17 protein-coding genes are annotated in these 16,154 nt (G+C 71.2%); 10 read left to right on the plus strand and 7 right to left on the minus strand.

The genetic code is table 11. The features are described 5' to 3' along the window. Window positions 1-19 precede the first annotated feature (19 nt). Entirely contained in the window at window positions 20-859 is an 840-nt protein-coding gene (locus H9651_RS07055) for an EamA family transporter (protein ID WP_191718601.1), read from the minus strand. A gap of 81 nt (window positions 860-940) precedes the next feature. Here H9651_RS07055 and pdxR point away from each other — a divergent pair, with 81 nt between their 5' ends. From pdxR to H9651_RS07070, 3 genes are read left to right on the plus strand one after another with little or no spacing between them, the layout of a single operon-like run. Then, entirely contained in the window at window positions 941-2,473 is a 1,533-nt protein-coding gene (gene pdxR / locus H9651_RS07060; protein WP_191718602.1) for a MocR-like pyridoxine biosynthesis transcription factor PdxR, read from the plus strand. Window positions 2,474-2,510: 37 nt separating this feature from the next. Next, window positions 2,511-3,134, plus strand: coding sequence for an SOUL family heme-binding protein (locus H9651_RS07065; protein ID WP_191718603.1), 624 nt, complete (start codon window positions 2,511-2,513; stop codon window positions 3,132-3,134). Between the two features lie 17 nt (window positions 3,135-3,151). Beyond that, window positions 3,152-4,024, plus strand: a complete 873-nt coding sequence (locus tag H9651_RS07070; protein ID WP_191718604.1) for a class II glutamine amidotransferase — start codon at window positions 3,152-3,154, stop codon at window positions 4,022-4,024. A 50-nt stretch (window positions 4,025-4,074) separates the two neighbouring features. Here the strand turns inward: H9651_RS07070 and H9651_RS07075 are convergent, their stop codons facing one another. Together H9651_RS07075 and H9651_RS07080 are read right to left on the minus strand one after the other, a co-directional pair. Next, window positions 4,075-4,410 carry a TfoX/Sxy family protein gene (locus H9651_RS07075; protein ID WP_225216506.1) on the minus strand — a complete coding sequence of 112 codons (336 nt, stop codon included), beginning with the start codon at window positions 4,408-4,410 and terminating at the stop codon, window positions 4,075-4,077. A gap of 299 nt (window positions 4,411-4,709) precedes the next feature. Next, complete coding sequence (locus H9651_RS07080; protein WP_191718605.1) at window positions 4,710-6,428, minus strand: long-chain-fatty-acid--CoA ligase; 1,719 nt, start codon at window positions 6,426-6,428, stop codon at window positions 4,710-4,712. 49 nt (window positions 6,429-6,477) lie between these two features. Here H9651_RS07080 and H9651_RS07085 point away from each other — a divergent pair, with 49 nt between their 5' ends. Next, window positions 6,478-7,422 (plus strand): capsular polysaccharide synthesis protein, encoded by a 945-nt coding sequence (locus tag H9651_RS07085; RefSeq protein ID WP_191718606.1) that lies wholly within the window; start codon window positions 6,478-6,480, stop codon window positions 7,420-7,422. Window positions 7,423-7,437: 15 nt separating this feature from the next. Here H9651_RS07085 and H9651_RS07090 read toward each other — a convergent pair whose 3' ends face one another. Continuing rightward, window positions 7,438-8,013, minus strand: coding sequence for a TetR/AcrR family transcriptional regulator (locus tag H9651_RS07090; protein WP_191718607.1), 576 nt, complete (start codon window positions 8,011-8,013; stop codon window positions 7,438-7,440). A gap of 82 nt (window positions 8,014-8,095) precedes the next feature. Here H9651_RS07090 and H9651_RS07095 point away from each other — a divergent pair, with 82 nt between their 5' ends. Further along, window positions 8,096-9,481 carry an MFS transporter gene (locus tag H9651_RS07095; protein WP_191718608.1) on the plus strand — a complete coding sequence of 462 codons (1,386 nt, stop codon included), beginning with the start codon at window positions 8,096-8,098 and terminating at the stop codon, window positions 9,479-9,481. Between the two features lie 59 nt (window positions 9,482-9,540). Here the strand turns inward: H9651_RS07095 and H9651_RS07100 are convergent, their stop codons facing one another. Both H9651_RS07100 and H9651_RS07105 read right to left on the minus strand, forming a co-directional pair. Beyond that, the gene (locus H9651_RS07100) at window positions 9,541-10,323 is read right to left on the minus strand and encodes an SDR family oxidoreductase (RefSeq protein WP_191718609.1); all 783 of its coding nucleotides are present in this window, start codon (window positions 10,321-10,323) and stop codon (window positions 9,541-9,543) included. A 127-nt stretch (window positions 10,324-10,450) separates the two neighbouring features. Next, window positions 10,451-11,470: a zinc-dependent alcohol dehydrogenase family protein gene (locus tag H9651_RS07105; protein ID WP_191718610.1), complete on the minus strand. Its 1,020-nt coding sequence runs from the start codon at window positions 11,468-11,470 to the stop codon at window positions 10,451-10,453. Between the two features lie 222 nt (window positions 11,471-11,692). Here H9651_RS07105 and H9651_RS07110 point away from each other — a divergent pair, with 222 nt between their 5' ends. From H9651_RS07110 to H9651_RS07130, 5 genes are all read left to right on the plus strand, one after another. Beyond that, the gene (locus H9651_RS07110; protein WP_191718611.1) at window positions 11,693-13,210 is read left to right on the plus strand and encodes an MATE family efflux transporter; all 1,518 of its coding nucleotides are present in this window, start codon (window positions 11,693-11,695) and stop codon (window positions 13,208-13,210) included. A 117-nt stretch (window positions 13,211-13,327) separates the two neighbouring features. Beyond that, window positions 13,328-13,780, plus strand: coding sequence for an iron chaperone (locus H9651_RS07115; protein ID WP_191718612.1), 453 nt, complete (start codon window positions 13,328-13,330; stop codon window positions 13,778-13,780). Window positions 13,781-13,802: 22 nt separating this feature from the next. Beyond that, the gene (locus H9651_RS07120) at window positions 13,803-14,705 is read left to right on the plus strand and encodes a VOC family protein (protein ID WP_191718613.1); all 903 of its coding nucleotides are present in this window, start codon (window positions 13,803-13,805) and stop codon (window positions 14,703-14,705) included. Between the two features lie 96 nt (window positions 14,706-14,801). Continuing rightward, window positions 14,802-15,458: an acyl-CoA synthetase gene (locus H9651_RS07125; RefSeq protein WP_191718614.1), complete on the plus strand. Its 657-nt coding sequence runs from the start codon at window positions 14,802-14,804 to the stop codon at window positions 15,456-15,458. After that, window positions 15,455-15,778 (plus strand): amino acid transporter, encoded by a 324-nt coding sequence (locus H9651_RS07130; RefSeq protein WP_191718615.1) that lies wholly within the window; start codon window positions 15,455-15,457, stop codon window positions 15,776-15,778. Before H9651_RS07125 ends, H9651_RS07130 begins: the two co-directional genes overlap by 4 nt. Window positions 15,779-15,793: 15 nt before the next feature. Here the strand turns inward: H9651_RS07130 and H9651_RS07135 are convergent, their stop codons facing one another. Then, window positions 15,794-16,138: a DUF6804 family protein gene (locus H9651_RS07135; protein ID WP_191718616.1), complete on the minus strand. Its 345-nt coding sequence runs from the start codon at window positions 16,136-16,138 to the stop codon at window positions 15,794-15,796. Window positions 16,139-16,154: the final 16 nt, after the last annotated feature.

Here is a 16,154-nt window from a genome sequence, read left to right on the forward strand (position 1 = left end):
GTTCTCCTTCGTGTGAGGTTCAGTCCAGCGAGAGCGCGATGATGGCGAGCGTGCAGATGCCGATGCCGGCGCCCTGCGAGGCGCTCAGCCGCTCCCGCAGCACGCCGGCGGCCAGCAGCACGGTGACGGCGGGGTAGAGCGAGGTCAGTACGGCGGCGATGCCGAGGCTCGTCGCGCCGCTGGAGAGCACGAACGTGAGCGTGCCCGCGGCGCCGAGGAGCCCCGACCCGCCACCCCAGGCGAGCACGTCACCAGTGGGGTGCCAGGGCTGGCGCAGGAGGAGCGCGGCGACGAGGGTCAGCGCCGCCCCGGTGAGCTGATTGGCGGCCAGGGGGAGCAGCCCGGCATCCGCCCGGATCTGAGCGAGTGCGATGAACAGCAGGCCGAATCCGGCACCGGCGACCGCGCCGTCGATGAGGGCGCCCCACGAGCGCGGCGGGCGGTCGCGACCCGCTTCGCGGGAGACCAGCCAGATTCCCGGGAGGGCGACGGCGATGCCGGCCCAGACCAGCCAGCTCGACCGCTCCCCCAGGGTGACGCCGACCAGCACGGGCAGTGCCGCCGCCCCGACGGCTGAGACCGGCGCGGCCAGGCTCATCCTTCCGCGGGCGAGCCCGCGGAAGAGGAACAGCCCGCCGACGCCTGAGCCCACGCCCGCGAGCAGGGCCCAGCCGAAGTCGGATGCCACGGGCTCCCCCGGCCGCAGCAGCGCCACCGCGAACAGCGCCAGCGCGCCGGCAGCCTGCCCCACGATCAGGATCTGCCACGGCGAGGACCGCCGGGCAGCGACCCCGCCGACGAAATCGCTGGCGCCGTACGACACGGCCGACGCCAGTGCCAGCAGGATTCCGGGGTTCACGTTTCCAGCCTCGGGCCGAGGCGGTCTGGGCGGAAGGCCCACTCGTAGACGCGTGGAGGGGACCACTTCATACTGAGGCGCATGGCAGTGCACTGGCCGCGCACCGGTCCCGACCTTCTGGTGACCCTCGACCGGGATGCCGGCGCGCTCGGCATCCAGCTGCAGGATCAGGTGCGCGCAGCCATCCGCAGCGGGCGTCTCCTCCCCGGTGAACGGCTGCCGTCGACGCGGCAGTTGGCCACCGTGCTGGAGGTGTCGCGCGGCACCGTCGTGGACGCCTACGACCAGCTGCTGGCCGAGGGGTACCTGCACGCGACCGCCGGCTCGGGAACACGGGTGGCGACCCTCCCTCCGGGTCTCCTCCGGGCATCCGCCCCTGCTGCGCCCGTTGCGGCACCCGCGACGGTCGCCGACTTCGTCTACGGCATCCCCGATCTGCGGTCGGTGCCGCTCGCCGACTGGCGCTGGGCCTTGGGCGAGGCGACGCGCACGCTGCCGACCGCGGAGCTGGGCGACGGTGACCCGGCAGGGTCGATGCGTCTGCGCGAGGTCATCACCGCCTACCACCGGCGGGTGCGGGCGGGGTGCGCGGTCGCCGCGGATGCGATCGTGGTCGCGGGCTTCCGTGAGGGTCTCTTCTTCGTGCTGTCCGCCCTGGCGCGGCACGGCATCGTGCAGATCGGTCTGGAGGACCCCGGCCCATACGAGCACGATGTGATCGCTCGCCGCGCCGGGATGAAGCCGGTTCCGGTGGCCGTGGACGATCAGGGCGTCGACGTCGCCCGCCTGCGCCGCAGCGGAGCGCGCGCGGTGCTGCTGACCCCCGCGCACCAGTGCCCCACGGGCGGCGTGCTCGGCCCCGCCCGACGACGGGAGCTGGTCGCGTGGGCGGAGGAGGTCGACGGGGTCATCCTCGAGGACGACTACGACGCCGAGTTCCGTTACGACCGGCAGCCGGTCGGCTCGTTGCAGGGGCTCGCGCCGAGCCGCGTGATCGCGCTCGGCTCGGTCAGCAAGACGCTGGCCCCCGCCATCCGCCTCGGGTGGGTGTTCGCCCCCGCCCGGTACTCGGCCGGCATCATCGAGGAGAAGCGGCTGCGCAGTCGCGGTGCACCCGCCCTCGACCAGCAGGCCCTCGCCCTGCTGCTGGAGACCGGCCGGTACGACCGCCACCTGCGGCGCATGCGCGAGGTGTACCGCACGCGGCGCGACGTTCTCGTCGCCGCTGTCGACCGCACGTGGGGGCCGGGCCGCGTGCAGGGGACGGCGGCCGGATGCCACGTGCTGCTGCTCCTGCCCGAGGGAGCCTCCGAGGCGGCCGTCGCGGCGCGGGCGGCGACCCGTGGCGTGAAGGTGAATCCGCTCGGCCGCTACCGATTCCGCACCGACCCCGATGAGCCGGCCGGCACCGCTCCGTCACCTCTTTCGGGGCGACCCGCCCTCGTGCTGGGGTTCGGCAACGTCGACGTGGAGCAGATCCGGCAGGGCATCGACATCATCGCCGCTGCGGTGTCGGACGCGGCAGAATGCCACCCACTCGAACACCCGCCCCGCACGGCGGGGCGCCCCCTGCGCAACCGGTCTTCCTCCCGCGCCGACGCGGGGTTACCGTGAACCCGTAGCCGGCGCGACGAAGGGCGAAGGTGCGGACATGACCGAACAACAGCCGTACGAGGTCATGCGCGCCTTCGGCGACTTCGAGCTGCGGCGGTATCCCCAGCACATGGTCGCCGAGGTCGCGGTCGACGGCCGGTTCGAGACCGCGGGCAACCGGGCCTTCCGCTACCTGTTCTCCTACATCAGCGGTCAGAACGAGCCGGCCGAGAGGGTCGCCATGACCGCCCCGGTCGTGCAGCAAGCCCGCGGCGGATCGAAGATCGCCATGACAGCGCCGGTCGTGCAGCAGCAGGCCGGCAGCCGGTCGGATGCCGCCGACGGCGGCTTCCTCGTGGCCTTCGTGCTGCCCGCGACGTTCACCACCGCCACCGCACCGCGGCCCACCGACCCGCGGGTGCGGGTGCGCACGGTGCCGGCGAGTCTGGCCGCGGCGCTGCGTTACCGCGGCCGATGGACTGAAGCCGGCTACGACGAGCACCTCGACCGGCTGCGCAAGGCGATCGCCGCGAACGGGCTGGTGGCCACGGGCGCGCCGCGGTTCGCCCGGTTCGACCCGCCCCTGCGGCCCGCCTTCCTCCGGCACAACGAGGTGCTGCTCGATGTCGCCGAGCCGGACGGCGGCGGGCATGCGCCCGGCGACACCGGCGCCAGATCCTGAGTGAGAGGGAGTGCAGAATGTGCCGATGGATCGCCTATCTGGGAGCGCCGCTACCCGTCGAAGACGTGCTCGTGCGCCCCGACCACTCCCTGATCGAGCAGAGCCTCGTCGCCCGCCGGCTGTACCTGCCCGGCACGGCGATGGCAGCGCAGTTCCGCGATCACGCGTTCCCCACCAACGGTGACGGCTTCGGCCTGGCGTGGTCGGGCCGCGGCGGCATGCTCGGTCAGTTCCGGCAGACCACCCCGGCATGGGACAGCGACAACCTGCGTCACCTCGCCGCCCAGGTCGAGTCGCCCTGCTTTCTCGCCCATGTGCGGGCCGCGCCGGGTGGCACGATCGCCGAGCAGAACGCGCATCCCTTCGTGCACGACGGCTGGATGTTCCAGCACAACGGCGAGATCGGCGGCTTCGCCGCGCTCAAGCGCGAGCTCACCATGGACGTCGCCCCCGAGCTGTACCCCTTCATCCGCGGCACCACCGACAGCGAGGTGTGCTTCTTCCTCGCCCTCACGCTGGGCCTCGCCGACGATCCGGCGGGGGCACTGGTTCGCATGATCCGGCGGGTCGAGGCCGCCCGCGCCGCCCACGGCGTCACCGAGGTGTTCCGCGGCGCGTTCTGCGCCTCCGACGGGTCTCAGTTGGTGGTGGCGCGCTGGGTCAGTGCGGATGCCGGTGAGACCCCGGCCCCGTCGCTCTTCCACAGCGTCGGGCCGGAGACACTGCACGTCGCCGAGGGGCGTACCGAACCGCTGCCCGACGGCGCCCAGCTCGTGGTGTCGGAGCCGCTCGAGCTGCACTGGTCGCGCCGGCACTGGCAGGAGATCGCGGCCGGTACCGTCGGCGTGTTCGCCCGCGACACCGAACCGGTGTTCACGGCGATGGGGTGAGCCCGCGTGCCGTTGCCGGCGCCAGCAGGGTACCGGCGTTCACGGCCCGGTCAGGCGGCCTGGCGGCGCAGCGCTTCGGCGACCCAGAAGTCCAGTGTTCCCTCGTCCTGCAGGGCGTCGGGGTCGACGCGGATCCACCCCGGCCCCATCGAGCGGCCCGAGCCCATCTCGGCACGAGTGGCCTCGGGGCGGGCGAGGAGATGGGCGTCGTCGGCGGTGACGCGCACCAGCAGGCACAGATCCTTGCGGGCGGCGACGAGCATCGACTCGTCGAACATCACCGCGATCGTGCCGAACATCGGCACTTCGCGCACGGTTCCCGCCGGGAGGCGGCGCAGCACCTGATCGAGTAGGTCGCGCCGCGCGGCGCCCACCATCACGGTCATGACATCACCCCGCAGCATCGTGGTCGGATGCCGGTCAGCGTAGGGCTCCGCCGGGCCGCCGTCGAGGGGTCTCGTCGTCGGGCGGTGGATGTCGGCGCCGGGCGGGTGGTGGAGCGCCCGGTGCCGCCGCCGGGGTGCGGGGATCTGCCCGGATGCGGATGGTTTCGCGTCAGGCATCCGCATCTCGGCGGATCTCCGCATCTGGGTCGGGTGGGTGACCCCGGGCGGGCGGATGCCAGCGGGCAGGCGGATGTCGTCGCGCGGTGGATGCCGCCGGCGGGCGGGACGCCCCCTGTGCGTCAGCCCTCGTCGGGGATCGCGCGCACCGCGTTGCGGTCGGCGATGAGCGTGTCGCGCACGCGGCGGCGCAGCACCTTGCCGATGAGTGAGGTGGGAAGCTCCTCCCACACCCGGTAGGCCGTGGGGCGCTTGTACTCCGCGAGATGCTCGCGGGCGGCGGCTCGGGCGGCATCCTCGTCGAAGGCGGCGCCCGGCTCGGGTACGACCACCGCGGTCACGACCTCGGTGCCGCCGCTGCGCGGGATGCCGACGACGGCGACCCCGGCGATGCCCGGCACTGCGCCGATGACCTTCTCGACCTCGCTGGGGGCGACGTTGAAGCCGCCCGTGATGATGAGCTCCTTCTTGCGGTCGACGACCGTGACGAACCCGTCGTCATCCTGCACGACCAGGTCGCCGGTACGCAGCCACCCGCCCTCGAGCAGCGCCTGCGCGGTCTCGTCGGGCTTGTTCCAGTAGCCCTGGAACACCTGCGGACCCTTGATGAGCAGCTCGCCGGTCTCCCCCAGTTCCACCTCGCGGGTCGGCTCGGCGGGATCGACGACACGGATGTCGGTGGAGGGGAACGGGATACCGATGGCCCCGATCTTGCGGGACTCGTTGAACGGGTTGGCCAGGGCAACCGGGCTCGTCTCGGTGAGGCCGTACCCCTCGTTGAGCATGCTGCCGGCCTGATCCTCCCAGCGCTTCACGATCGCGGGGGTGAGGGTCATCGCGCCCGAGATGGCGTAGACGACGCCCGACAGGTCGAGCCTGCCTTCGCGGGCGACGCGGGCGAGCCGGTCGAACATCGGCGGGACCGCCGGGATGAACGTCGGCGGATACTTCTTGGCCGCTTGCGACACCAGCTCGGGGTCGAACGTGGGGAACAGTACGGCGTTGGATCCGGTCTCGACGGCGTAGATCACCGAGAGCAGCACGCCGAACGAATGGAACATCGGCAGCAGACCGTAGATGCGGCCTTCACCTCTTGTGAAGCCCGGCATCCACGCGGCGCCCTGCCGGGCGTTGGACCACAGGTTGCCGTGCGTGATGATGGCGCCCTTGGCGGTGCCGGTGGTGCCCGAGGTGTACTGCAGGCACGCGATGTCGTTCACCGAGGGGCGGGGCGTGGATGCCGGCAGCGGGGCGGATTTCTGCAGCTGCGAGAACGGGATGGTGCCGGGCGCGGCGGCGGTGAGCTTGCTGCGCGATTCGCGGGCCTTGGCCACCGGCAGGCGCAACGCCAGGCGCGTGGTCCACGGCATGGCACGGGTGATGTCGACCGAGACGACGGTGCGGATGCCGAGGTCGGCGGGCAGCGACTGGATGACCGGGGCCACCTTGTCCCAGGCGATCACATGCTGGGCACCGTGGTCGCGGAATTGCGCCTCCAGCTCGGCACGGGTGTACAGCGGGTTGTGCTCCACCACGATGGCGCCCAGGCGCAGCACGGCGTAGAACGCGGCCAGGTGCTGCGGGGCGTTGGGCAGCACCAGCGCGACCCGGTCGCCGGCCTTCACCCCGAGCGCAGCCAGGCCGCCGGCCACGCGGGAGACGTTGTCGGCGAGTTCACGGTAGGTCTGCGAGTTGCCGAAGAACGTCACGGCGGGCCGGTCGGCGTACTGTGCGGCGCGTTCGTCGAGCAGGTCGACGAGAGAACCCGTCGCCACCTCGATGTCCACCGGCGTCCCCTCGGCGTAGAAACGGTTCCAGGCCCGGGTCTCATTGAGTCGCACTCATCAAGATTACGGCCCGGCCTGCCGTTTCGGTTGTCATGATGGGGTGATGACGACACACAGCGACGACGGCGCGGTGTCGACGTTCGTCGCGGGCCTCGGCGCGCAGTTCGCCCGGGTCGAGCGGTTCAAAGACACCGCCGACCCGGCGAGCATCCTCCGGGGCGGGCGGCTGGTGACCGAGTTCCTCCAGCCGCGCCTGCCTGAGTTGCGCGCGGCCGCCGGATTGCCCGGCGGCCGGGGCAGCAGGGCGCGCGGGCGGCGGCTGGCGGACGAGGCCCGCACCCGGGCGATGGAGAACGACCTGCCGGTGTTCTGCTACTGGAACTCCGGGCCCGACCACGCCCCCGAGGTCGCCCGCGCGTGCATGGCGCAGCTGCGCGACCTGCACCCCGAGGCCCATATGCTCGACGCCGTCAGCGTGCGTGAACTCATCGACATCCCCGATCGCATCGCGTCGGTGCTCGAGACCGATCGGCCCGCGCACTTCGCCGACTACGTGCGGGTGGCGCTGCTGGAGAAGTACGGCGGCATCTGGGTCGATGCGACCTGCTGGGTGCCGGGGCCGCTCGACGTGGCGGTACTGCCCTACCTCACCGCCGGCGTGGTCTACCCGCGGTGGACGTCGGGGCAGATCGGCAACTGGTTCATCGCCGCCGCATCCGACTCCCTCGTCATCACACTGCAGCGCATCGCGCTGGACATGTGGTGGAACGAGCGCACGGATCTTCCCGACTATTTCCTCTACCACCGCATCTTCGAGACGCTCCACACCCTCGTCCCGGAGTTCCGGGGACAGTGGGCCGAAGCCGCGACGCTGTCGAGCGCGGCGAGCCACCTGCTGCAGCTGAGCATGATGCAGCCGTGGTTCGCCGGTGTCGGGGACATCATCGACCGGCTCTCGATCGTGCAGAAGCTCAGCTACAAGTACGACCCCGCCGCCGTCCCCGACGGCTCGATCCTGCGGCACGTGCTCGATACGCGTTCGCTCTGACCGCGCTCCCCCGCGTCACAGCGCGGCGCGCCAGAGCCCCTCGGCCGACCGTGCGATGAGGTCTCTCGCCCGCTCGTGATCGATCTTGCCCGACACCACCTGATCGAGGGCGAGCTTCATGAGCGCGTGGAGGGCATCGATCAGCCACTCCGTCGGCAGGTCGTCGCGGAAGACCCCGGCTCGCTGCCCCCGCAGCAGCAGCGCCCGCGCCCGCTCGGCGGGCTTGTCATGGAGCGCGCGGATCTGTGCCGCCGAGAGCGACTCGCGGGCGGCGGCCCAGATGTTGCTGCTGACCGCCGACAGCTCCCACCCCGCGGCCACCAGGCGGTGCAGCGCCTCGACCGGGTCGCCGTCGAGGTCTACCCCCGACATCACCGCGTCGCCGCGGTCGATCGCGCGAGCCAGCGCCGCCGACACCAGCGCCGCGCGGGAGGAGAAATGGGCGTACGCGGTGACGCGCCCGACGCCCGCCTCCGCCGCGATCTGCTGCATCGTGGCATCCGGATTGCGGCTGAGGCAGACCACGGCCGCGTCGAGCACTCGATCGATGTTGCGGCGCGCGTCGGCCCTCAGCGTCTGCGGGTTGCTCATGTCCCCCCTTTTCGTACTGCCGTGTACGGGTTATCGTACCGAGTTAAACCGTACACACGTGTTCGACTATTGGAGGAATGCCATGACATCGCCCGCTCACCGCGCGCCCGGATCGACCGCGCACCCCCGCAGGTGGGGGATCCTCTGGGTGCTCGCCATCGCCCAGCTCATGCTCATCCTCGACATCACCGTCGTCACGATCGCGCTGCCGCAGATGGGTGCAGATCTCGGCCTCGACCGCGAAGCGCTGACCTGGATCATCAGCGCCTACACGCTCACCTTCGGCGGGCTGCTGCTGCTCGGTGGACGCCTGGCCGACGTCATCGGTGCGCGCGCCATCGTGCTCACCGGACTGGCCGCGTTCACGGTGGCGTCGCTCGCGGTGGGACTCGCCCCCGACTCGACGCTCGCCATCGCGGGGCGGGTGGGCCAGGGGGTCGGGGCGGCGCTGCTGTCACCGAGCGCCCTGTCGTGGGTGGTGACGCTGTTCGACGGCAAGGAGCGCGCCCGGGCGCTGGGGGTGTGGTCGGCGCTCGGCGGTGGCGGCGCGGCGCTCGGTGTGCTCGTGGGGGGCCTTGTCACCGCCTTCCTCGGGTGGCGATGGGCGTTCTTCCTCAATGTTCCGATCGGGGTGGTGCTGTTCGTGGCGCTGGCGGTGCTGCTCCCCCAGCGCGTGAACTCCCCCGCCTCGCGCCGCATCGACGCGCTCGGCGCGCTGCTGGTGACGGCGGGCACCGGCGTGCTGATCTGGACGATCATCAGCGCCGCCGAGCCCGCGGCCTGGATCATCGGACTCGTCGTCGCCGTCAGCCTCTATGCCGCATTCGCGTGGCGTCAGCGCACGGCCGCGGTCCCCCTCATGGATCTGCGCCTGCTCACCCGCCGCCCCATCGTGGCGGGTGTCTTCCTCATCTTCATGGCCACGGTGCTCATGATCACGGTGTTCCTGCTCGGCTCGTTCTTCTTCCAGCAGCACCTCGGCTTCGGGCCGCTGCTGACCGGTGTGCTCTTCCTGCCGGTGGCGGTGGCCACGATGGTCGGGGCGAACGTCGCCGGCCGGCTCGCCGCACGTCTGGGGCTCGCTCCCCTGGCCGCCGCGGGGCTCGTGACGGCGACCCTCGGGCTGGGCGTCGCCGTCATCTGGCTCGATCCGGTCGCGGTGACCATCGGTATCGCGCTGGCCGCCGCCGGTACCGGGGTGCTGTTCGTCGCGGCGTCGGCGACGGCGCTGGGCAGCGTCTCGCCCGAAGAGGCGGGGGTGGCATCCGGCGTGCTCAGCACGTTCCACGAGTTCGGTGCCTCGACGGGTGCCGCCGTGATGTCCAGCGTCGCCGCCGCCAGCCTGCTCGGCACCAGTCATGACGGCTACATCACCGCGCTGCTGGTCGCGGCGGCGGCAGCGCTGGTCGCCGCGGCACTGGCGGCGGTCATCATCCCGCGCCCCGCGACGGTGGGCGCGCACGTCTGATCGAACGGCCGTGTGGTCCCGACGTCGCCGGGACCACACGGTTCATGCCGTGCGGCGCATCACCAGGTGGAGTCACCCCGGATGACGGCATCCGACCCGCCGTCGATGAAGATCATCTGCCCGCACAGGTGCGCGTTCTCCTCGCTGGAGAGCCACGCGATGAGGTACGCCACGTCGATCGCGTCGAAGATGCCGTTGAGCGGCATCGGCACCATCGTGAGCAGCGCCGCCTTCGCCTCTTCGGTCGCGGTGAGATCGCTCGTCATGGGGGTGTCGACGACGCCGGGCGCGACGCCGTTCAGTGCGATCCCCGCGCCGGCCCACTCGGGTGTCGCCGCCTGGCGTCGCAGCCACAGGGCGAGGGCGCGCTTGGACGTGCCGTAGATGAGCGCTGCCTCCTGCGCCGTGCCGGCGGCCAGCTCCGCCGCTCGGGCGAGGGCGCCCGGTTCGTCACCGTCGCGGAAGGCAGCCAGCAGCGCCTCGTCGGGCGGGAACAGCGAGGCCATCGAGGCGGTCGCGACGGCGCGCGGCGCGGCGGATGCCGCCAGCAGCGGGCGGAGGCCCTCGAGCGTGGCGACCGCGCCGAAGTAGTTCACGGCGGCGGTGAGGACCGTCGGTGACGACAGGCCGGCGTTGGCGACGACGACGTCGACGACCCCGCCCGACAGCTCGCCGACCTGCTGCACCATCGTTTCGCGCCCGACGGCGGTGGTGAGGTCGACGTTGATGTCGGCGCCGGCGATGTCCACACCGATCACGCGGTAACCGCGCTCGACGAGGAGTTCGGACGTGGCCTTGCCGATTCCACTGGCGGAACCGGTGATGACCGCTGTACGGGCCATGGCTGTCTGCCTTTCGCTGTGAGGGCCACTCCGGCGGAGGTGCTCCTCACCTTCATCCTGGCATGTGGTCTGGCCACAAGGAAGGGGCAGGTCAGCGCGCGATCCGAGACCGCGCGAGGTGTCGCACTCAGGGAGTGAGCAGAACCTTCGTCGCGCGCCTCTCATCCATCGCCCGGTAGCCCTCCGCGGCATCCTCGAGGGGAAGCGTGAGATCGAAGACGCGGCCCGGATCGATGGAGCGGTCCCAGATGCGGGCGATGAGGTCTGGCAGGAACCGGCGTACCGGTGCCGGCCCGCCGTGCAGGTGCACGAGAGCGAAGAACATCTCGCGGCCGGGAAGGGCGACATCGTGCGAGACGCCGACATAACCCACGTGTCCGCCGGGGCGCGTGGCGCGGGTCGCCTGCATCATCGACTCCTGCGTGCCCACCGCCTCGATCACCGAATGCGCCCCCAAGCCGCCCGTCAGTTCCTTGATGCGCGCCACGCCCGCGTCGCCACGCTCCTCGACGATGTCGGTCGCGCCGAACTCACGCGCCAGCGCCTGCCGATCGGCGTGGCGGCTCATCGCGATGATGCGCTCCGCTCCGAGTTCGCGCGCGGCGAGCACCCCCATGAGCCCCACGGCACCGTCGCCGACGACGACGACCGTCTTGCCCGGTCCGGCCTCCGCGGCCACGGCGGCGAACCACCCGGTGCCGAGCACGTCGGACGCGGCCAGCAGGGACGGGATCAGGTCGGGGTCGGGCTGACCGGGCGTTGCCACGAGTGTGCCGTCGGCGAGGGGGATGCGGGCGAATTCGGCCTGCGTGCCGACGCTGCCCATGGGAACGGCATGTACGCACCGCGACTGATAACCGGCGCGGCATATGTCGCAGGTGTTGTCGGAGGCGAAGAAGGAGCCGACGACGAAATCGCCCACCTTGATGGTCTTCACGGCATCGCCGACCTCGGTCACGACGCCGACGTACTCGTGCCCCATGGGGGTGTGATCGACGCGATCCGCGCCGCGGTAGGGCCAGAGGTCCGAGCCGCAGATGCAGCTCGCCGAGAGGCGGATGATGGCGTCGGTCGGTTCGACGATCGTGGGGTTCTCCCGCTCCTCGACTCGAACGTCGCCGGGGGCGTGCATGATGACGGCGCGCATGCTCTCTCCTGTGGTGTGGGTTGGTGCGGACGCGGCGCTGCTGCGCCGGTAACAGTCTCGTCGATGCTCGGCCGCAGGGGCGGGTCTTGTCGCACGACCGGGGGAGTGGTAGCTGCACCGGGGGGGCGATTTCGAATCGATTCGATCCGTTCGATAGGATGGCCCGTCGGCATTCGCGGATGTCGCCGATTCCCCGCCTCCCGAACGTCGAAAGCCGCCCGTATGTCCACCTCGCTGACCACCGGCAGCCCCTGGCGCGTCATCCTCCTCTTCTCCGTCCCGCTGCTGCTGGGCAACGTCGTGCAGCAGCTGTATCAGCTCGCGGACGCGGTCGTGGTCGGGCGCCAGCTGGGTGTGCAGGCTCTGGCGGCGGTGGGTGCGACGGGAAGCATGTTCTTCTTCCTGCTGGGGTTCGTGTGGGGTCTCACCAGCGGTTTCGCCATTCCGACGGCGCAGGCCTACGGGGCGCGCGACGCGAAGGGCGTGCGGCGCTCGGTCGCGGCGGGGACGATCCTGACCACCGGGGCCACGATCATCCTCACGATCGTGGGACCCCTGCTGGCGCAGCCCATGCTCGAGGTGCTGCGCACGCCGCCCGAGCTCATGGCGCAGGCCACCGTCTTCGCCCAGGTCAGCTTCCTCGGCTCCGGCGCCATGCTCTTCTTCAACTACCTCGCGGCCATCATCCGCGCCATCGGAGACTCGCGCACGCCGCTGATCTTCCTCACCGTCTCGTGCGTGCTCAACGTCGGCCTGGTCGTCGTCATGGTGGGCCCGCTGGCGTGGGGAGTCGGCGGCGCGGCGCTGGCCACCGTGATCGCCCAGGGTGTGTCGGTCGTGATGTGCCTCGAGTTCGTGCGGCGCCGGGTTCCCGCACTGCAGATGCGCCGCACCGACTGGCGTGTCACCCGCACCGACATCACGGAGCATCTGCGACTCGGCCTGCCGATGGGCTTCCAGGCCTCGATCATTGCGATCGGCGCGCTGGCGGTGCAGGTGCGGCTCAATGAACTCGGCGCCGACGCGGTCGCCGCGTACACCACGGCATCCCGCGTCGACGGCCTCGCCGTCGCCATGCTCCAGTCGCTGGGCCTTGCCGTGTCGATGTTCGTCGCGCAGAACCTCGGCGGCCGCCGCCCCGACCGCATCCGCCGCGGCGTCGTGCAGGCCACCTGGATGTCGATCGCCGCCTCGCTCGTGCTCGGCGCGCTGCTGGTCGCGTTCGGCAGTCACATGGTGCGCCTGTTCGTGGGGGAGGGGTCGGATGCCGTCGTCGACCTCGCCGCCCTCATGCTCATCATCAACGGCGTCAGCTACAGCCTGCTGGGCGCGCTGTTCGTGCTGCGCGGCGCCCTGCAGGGCCTCGGGCACACGCTCATCCCCACCGTCACCGGGGTCGTCGAACTCGTCATGCGCGTCGGTGCGGCGGTGATCCTGGGCGGGCTCCTCGGATTCGCCGGTGTCGCAGGGAGCAACCCGCTGGCCTGGTTCGGCGCCATCGTGCTGCTGGTACCCGCCTACATCCGCGAGCACCGGCGCCTGGCGACCCTGCCGGTGGAGCCGACGACGGTCACCCCGACCGTCCCGATTCCGGTGGTCGGTCCCGTCGACGGATCGATGGTGGTCGACGCCGTCGTCACGCAGCCGGTGCCGGTGATCGCTCCGCCGTCGCGTTCGCGGCGCCTGCAGCAGCGGCTGCGCGAGCGAGGCACCCGCCGTCGGGAGCGCGCCGGCCGCTGAGGGCGATGCCGCGGGAGCCGTGGCGGGGCGGCAGGCACCGTGCGATCATCGGTGCGTGTCGTTGCGGACGCCGCGTTCGGTGACGTGACGGCATGGACATCACCGGAGGGACTGATCATGGCCGACACCCGCACCTCAGCCGACGGCACGTTCAGCGCCGACGAACGAGCGGCGATGAAGCAGCGCGCCGCGGAGCTCAAGGAGCAGAGCAAGAGCGGCAAGGGCGCCGCGAAGCGGGAGAAGGAGGCGCAGGCGTGCCGTGACGCGATCGCGGCGCTGCCCGAACCCGACAAGACCATCGCCGAGCGCTTCCACGTCGCCGTCACCGAGACGGCGCCGCACCTGGAGCCGAAGACCTGGTACGGCTTCCCGTCGTACGCCCTCGACGGCAAGGTGCTCACCTTCTTCCAGCCGGCGTCGAAGTTCGACACCCGCTACGCGACGATCGGCTTCAACGAGGTCGCCGCCCTCGACGACGGCGAGTTCTGGCCGACGTCCTTCGCGGTGCGGGAGTACACGCCCGCCGTCGACAAGACGGTGCGGGGGCTCGTCGAACGCGCCGTCGGCTGACGCCATCGAAGAGGAGGCATCCGTGCAGAAGATCGTTCCGAACATCTGGTTCAACCGAAACGCCGCCGAGGCCGCGGCGTTCTACACTGCGGCGTTCCCCGGGGCGACCTCGTCGGTCACCGCGCGCTACCCCGACGAGGGCCTGCCGGGCTTTCAGAGCGAGTTCGCCGGGGCCGAACTCGCCATCGACGTCGAGATCGACGGGTACCGGCTGACGCTCATCAACGCCGGTCCCGAGTTCACCCCCAACCCGTCGGTGTCGTTCACCCTTAATTTCGATCCCCTGCTGTTCCACGGTCATGCCGATGCCGCCCGCTCGCGGCTCGACGCGGTGTGGGGGAGCCTCGTCGAGGGCGGCACCGTGATGATGGAACTGCGCGAGTATCCGCACAGCCCGCGATACGGATGGGTGCAGGACCGCTACGGCGTGAGCTGGCAGCTGTCGCTCGGCGACTCCGGAGGCGATCCGCGCCCGTTCCTCATGCCGAGTCTGCTGTTCGGCGGTACCGCGCAGAACCAGGCGCGCGACGCGGTGGAGTTCTACACGTCGCTGTTCGACCGCTCGCGCGTCGGGCTGATGGTCGAGTACACCGAACAGACCGGGCCCGCCACGGCGGGAGTGGTGATGTTCAGTGACTTCCAGCTGGAGGGCCAGTGGTTCACTGCGATGGACTCCGCGGTCGTACAGGACGAGTCGTTCACGTGCGGGGTGTCGCTGGAGGTGCGCTGCCGGGATCAGGGCGAGATCGACCGGCTGTGGCACGCCCTCACCGCGGTGCCGGAGGCCGAGCAGTGCGGCTGGCTCGCCGACCGGTTCGGGCTCAGCTGGCAGATCGTTCCCGAGAACATGGGGGAGCTCATGCGGCATCCGGGTGCCTACGCCCGCATGCTCGAGATGCGCAAGCTCGTCATCGCAGAGCTGTGACCGCCGTGTGGTGTCGTCGTCGGGCGACAGCCCGGTCGTGCGGCGAGGACGACCTAGACTGGGAGGGTCCCGCCTGCCGACCTGACGAGTTCTCCTGTGACTGACACGCCCGCCCGCACGTTCGACGTGCGCCACCTGCAATTGGCGCGCGCGCTGTTCGCCCTCGCCGCGGGAATCATGATCACGTTCTCGGGCGACCACTCCGCCCCGGTCGGGCTCGCCGTGTTCGGCGGCTTCGCCGTCGCGACGGCGCTCGTGCTGCTGCTGGCGGCGTGGCTGGTCTTCCCGGCGGGTCGCCGGTGGCCGTCGGTGCTCCTCGGCATCCTCACGCTCCTTGCCGGCATGCTCGCCGGCGCACCCGGTCTGCGCACGACCACGATGTTCTTCGTGCTCGTGATCATCTGGGCGCTGACCACCGGCATCGCCGAACTCGCCGCGGGCATCGCCGCCCGCCGCCGCGCCCGCGTTCTGGGTGTCGTCGACGTCGACGCGCGCGACGCGATGGTGGTCGGGGTCATCACGGTGATCCTCGGCCTCGCGCTGCTGGCGGTTCCCGCCGGCTACCAGCTGGACTACTTCGTCGACGAAGCCGGTCAGTGGTTCTCGCTCACCGGCATCACGATCGGGGTCGGTCTCTTCGGCGGCTACGCCGCGGTCATCGGCGTGTACCTCGGCATCGCCGGGTTCTCACCGCGACGTGCAGACATCGACACCGCTGACCCGGTCGTCATCGAAACCGGAGGCCAGTCGTGACCGAACCCACCCGTCCCACCCGCCGCGAGCTGCTCAAGCCCGTACAGCTCGTGGGCCTCGCCTTCGCGGCCGCCGCCTTCGGCGGACTCGTCACCCTGTTCTCCATGGGTGCCCTGCAGCAGGGCCCTGCCGACCAGTTGCAGCGCGCGGTCGTGGTGGCCCTCATCGTCGCCGGCATCTCGTTCATCGTGACGCTCGTGGGGCTCGCGCTGCTGATCCTCGTCGTCGACCCGGCGCAGGTCACGAAGCCCATCGACCGCCCGGTCATGCGCACGGACGACGACGACACGGCCGCGCCCGGCGCCGACGACCGGCGCTGACCCGTTCGGAGCGGGCTATGCGTCGGTGCGGGGAGACCGGATCAGCGCGCCCGCGACGAGGAACACCGCGGCGGCGGCCACGTGTGCTCCCACCCACCACGGGCCGGTGAACGCGAACGGGTAGAGCGGATTCCACACGACCGCGATCGCGAGCATGACCGGCATCCACCACCACTGCCTGGCCTGCAGGGCGAACCAGCCGATGATGACGGCGAGGATCGTCACGATGAAGCGGATCGCGAGGTGGTACTCGTGGCTGAGCAGCGCGATCCCGGCGAGGCACGCGATGGCGGCGAGGATCGACGGCGCGAAGGCGTTGCGCTGGTACTCCGACGGCGCGCGGGTCTGCGGTGAGGGCATGGGGCATCCATTCGTG

The organism is Microbacterium pullorum (assembly GCF_014836535.1).
GTDB classification, from domain to species: Bacteria; Actinomycetota; Actinomycetes; order Actinomycetales; family Microbacteriaceae; genus Microbacterium; species Microbacterium pullorum.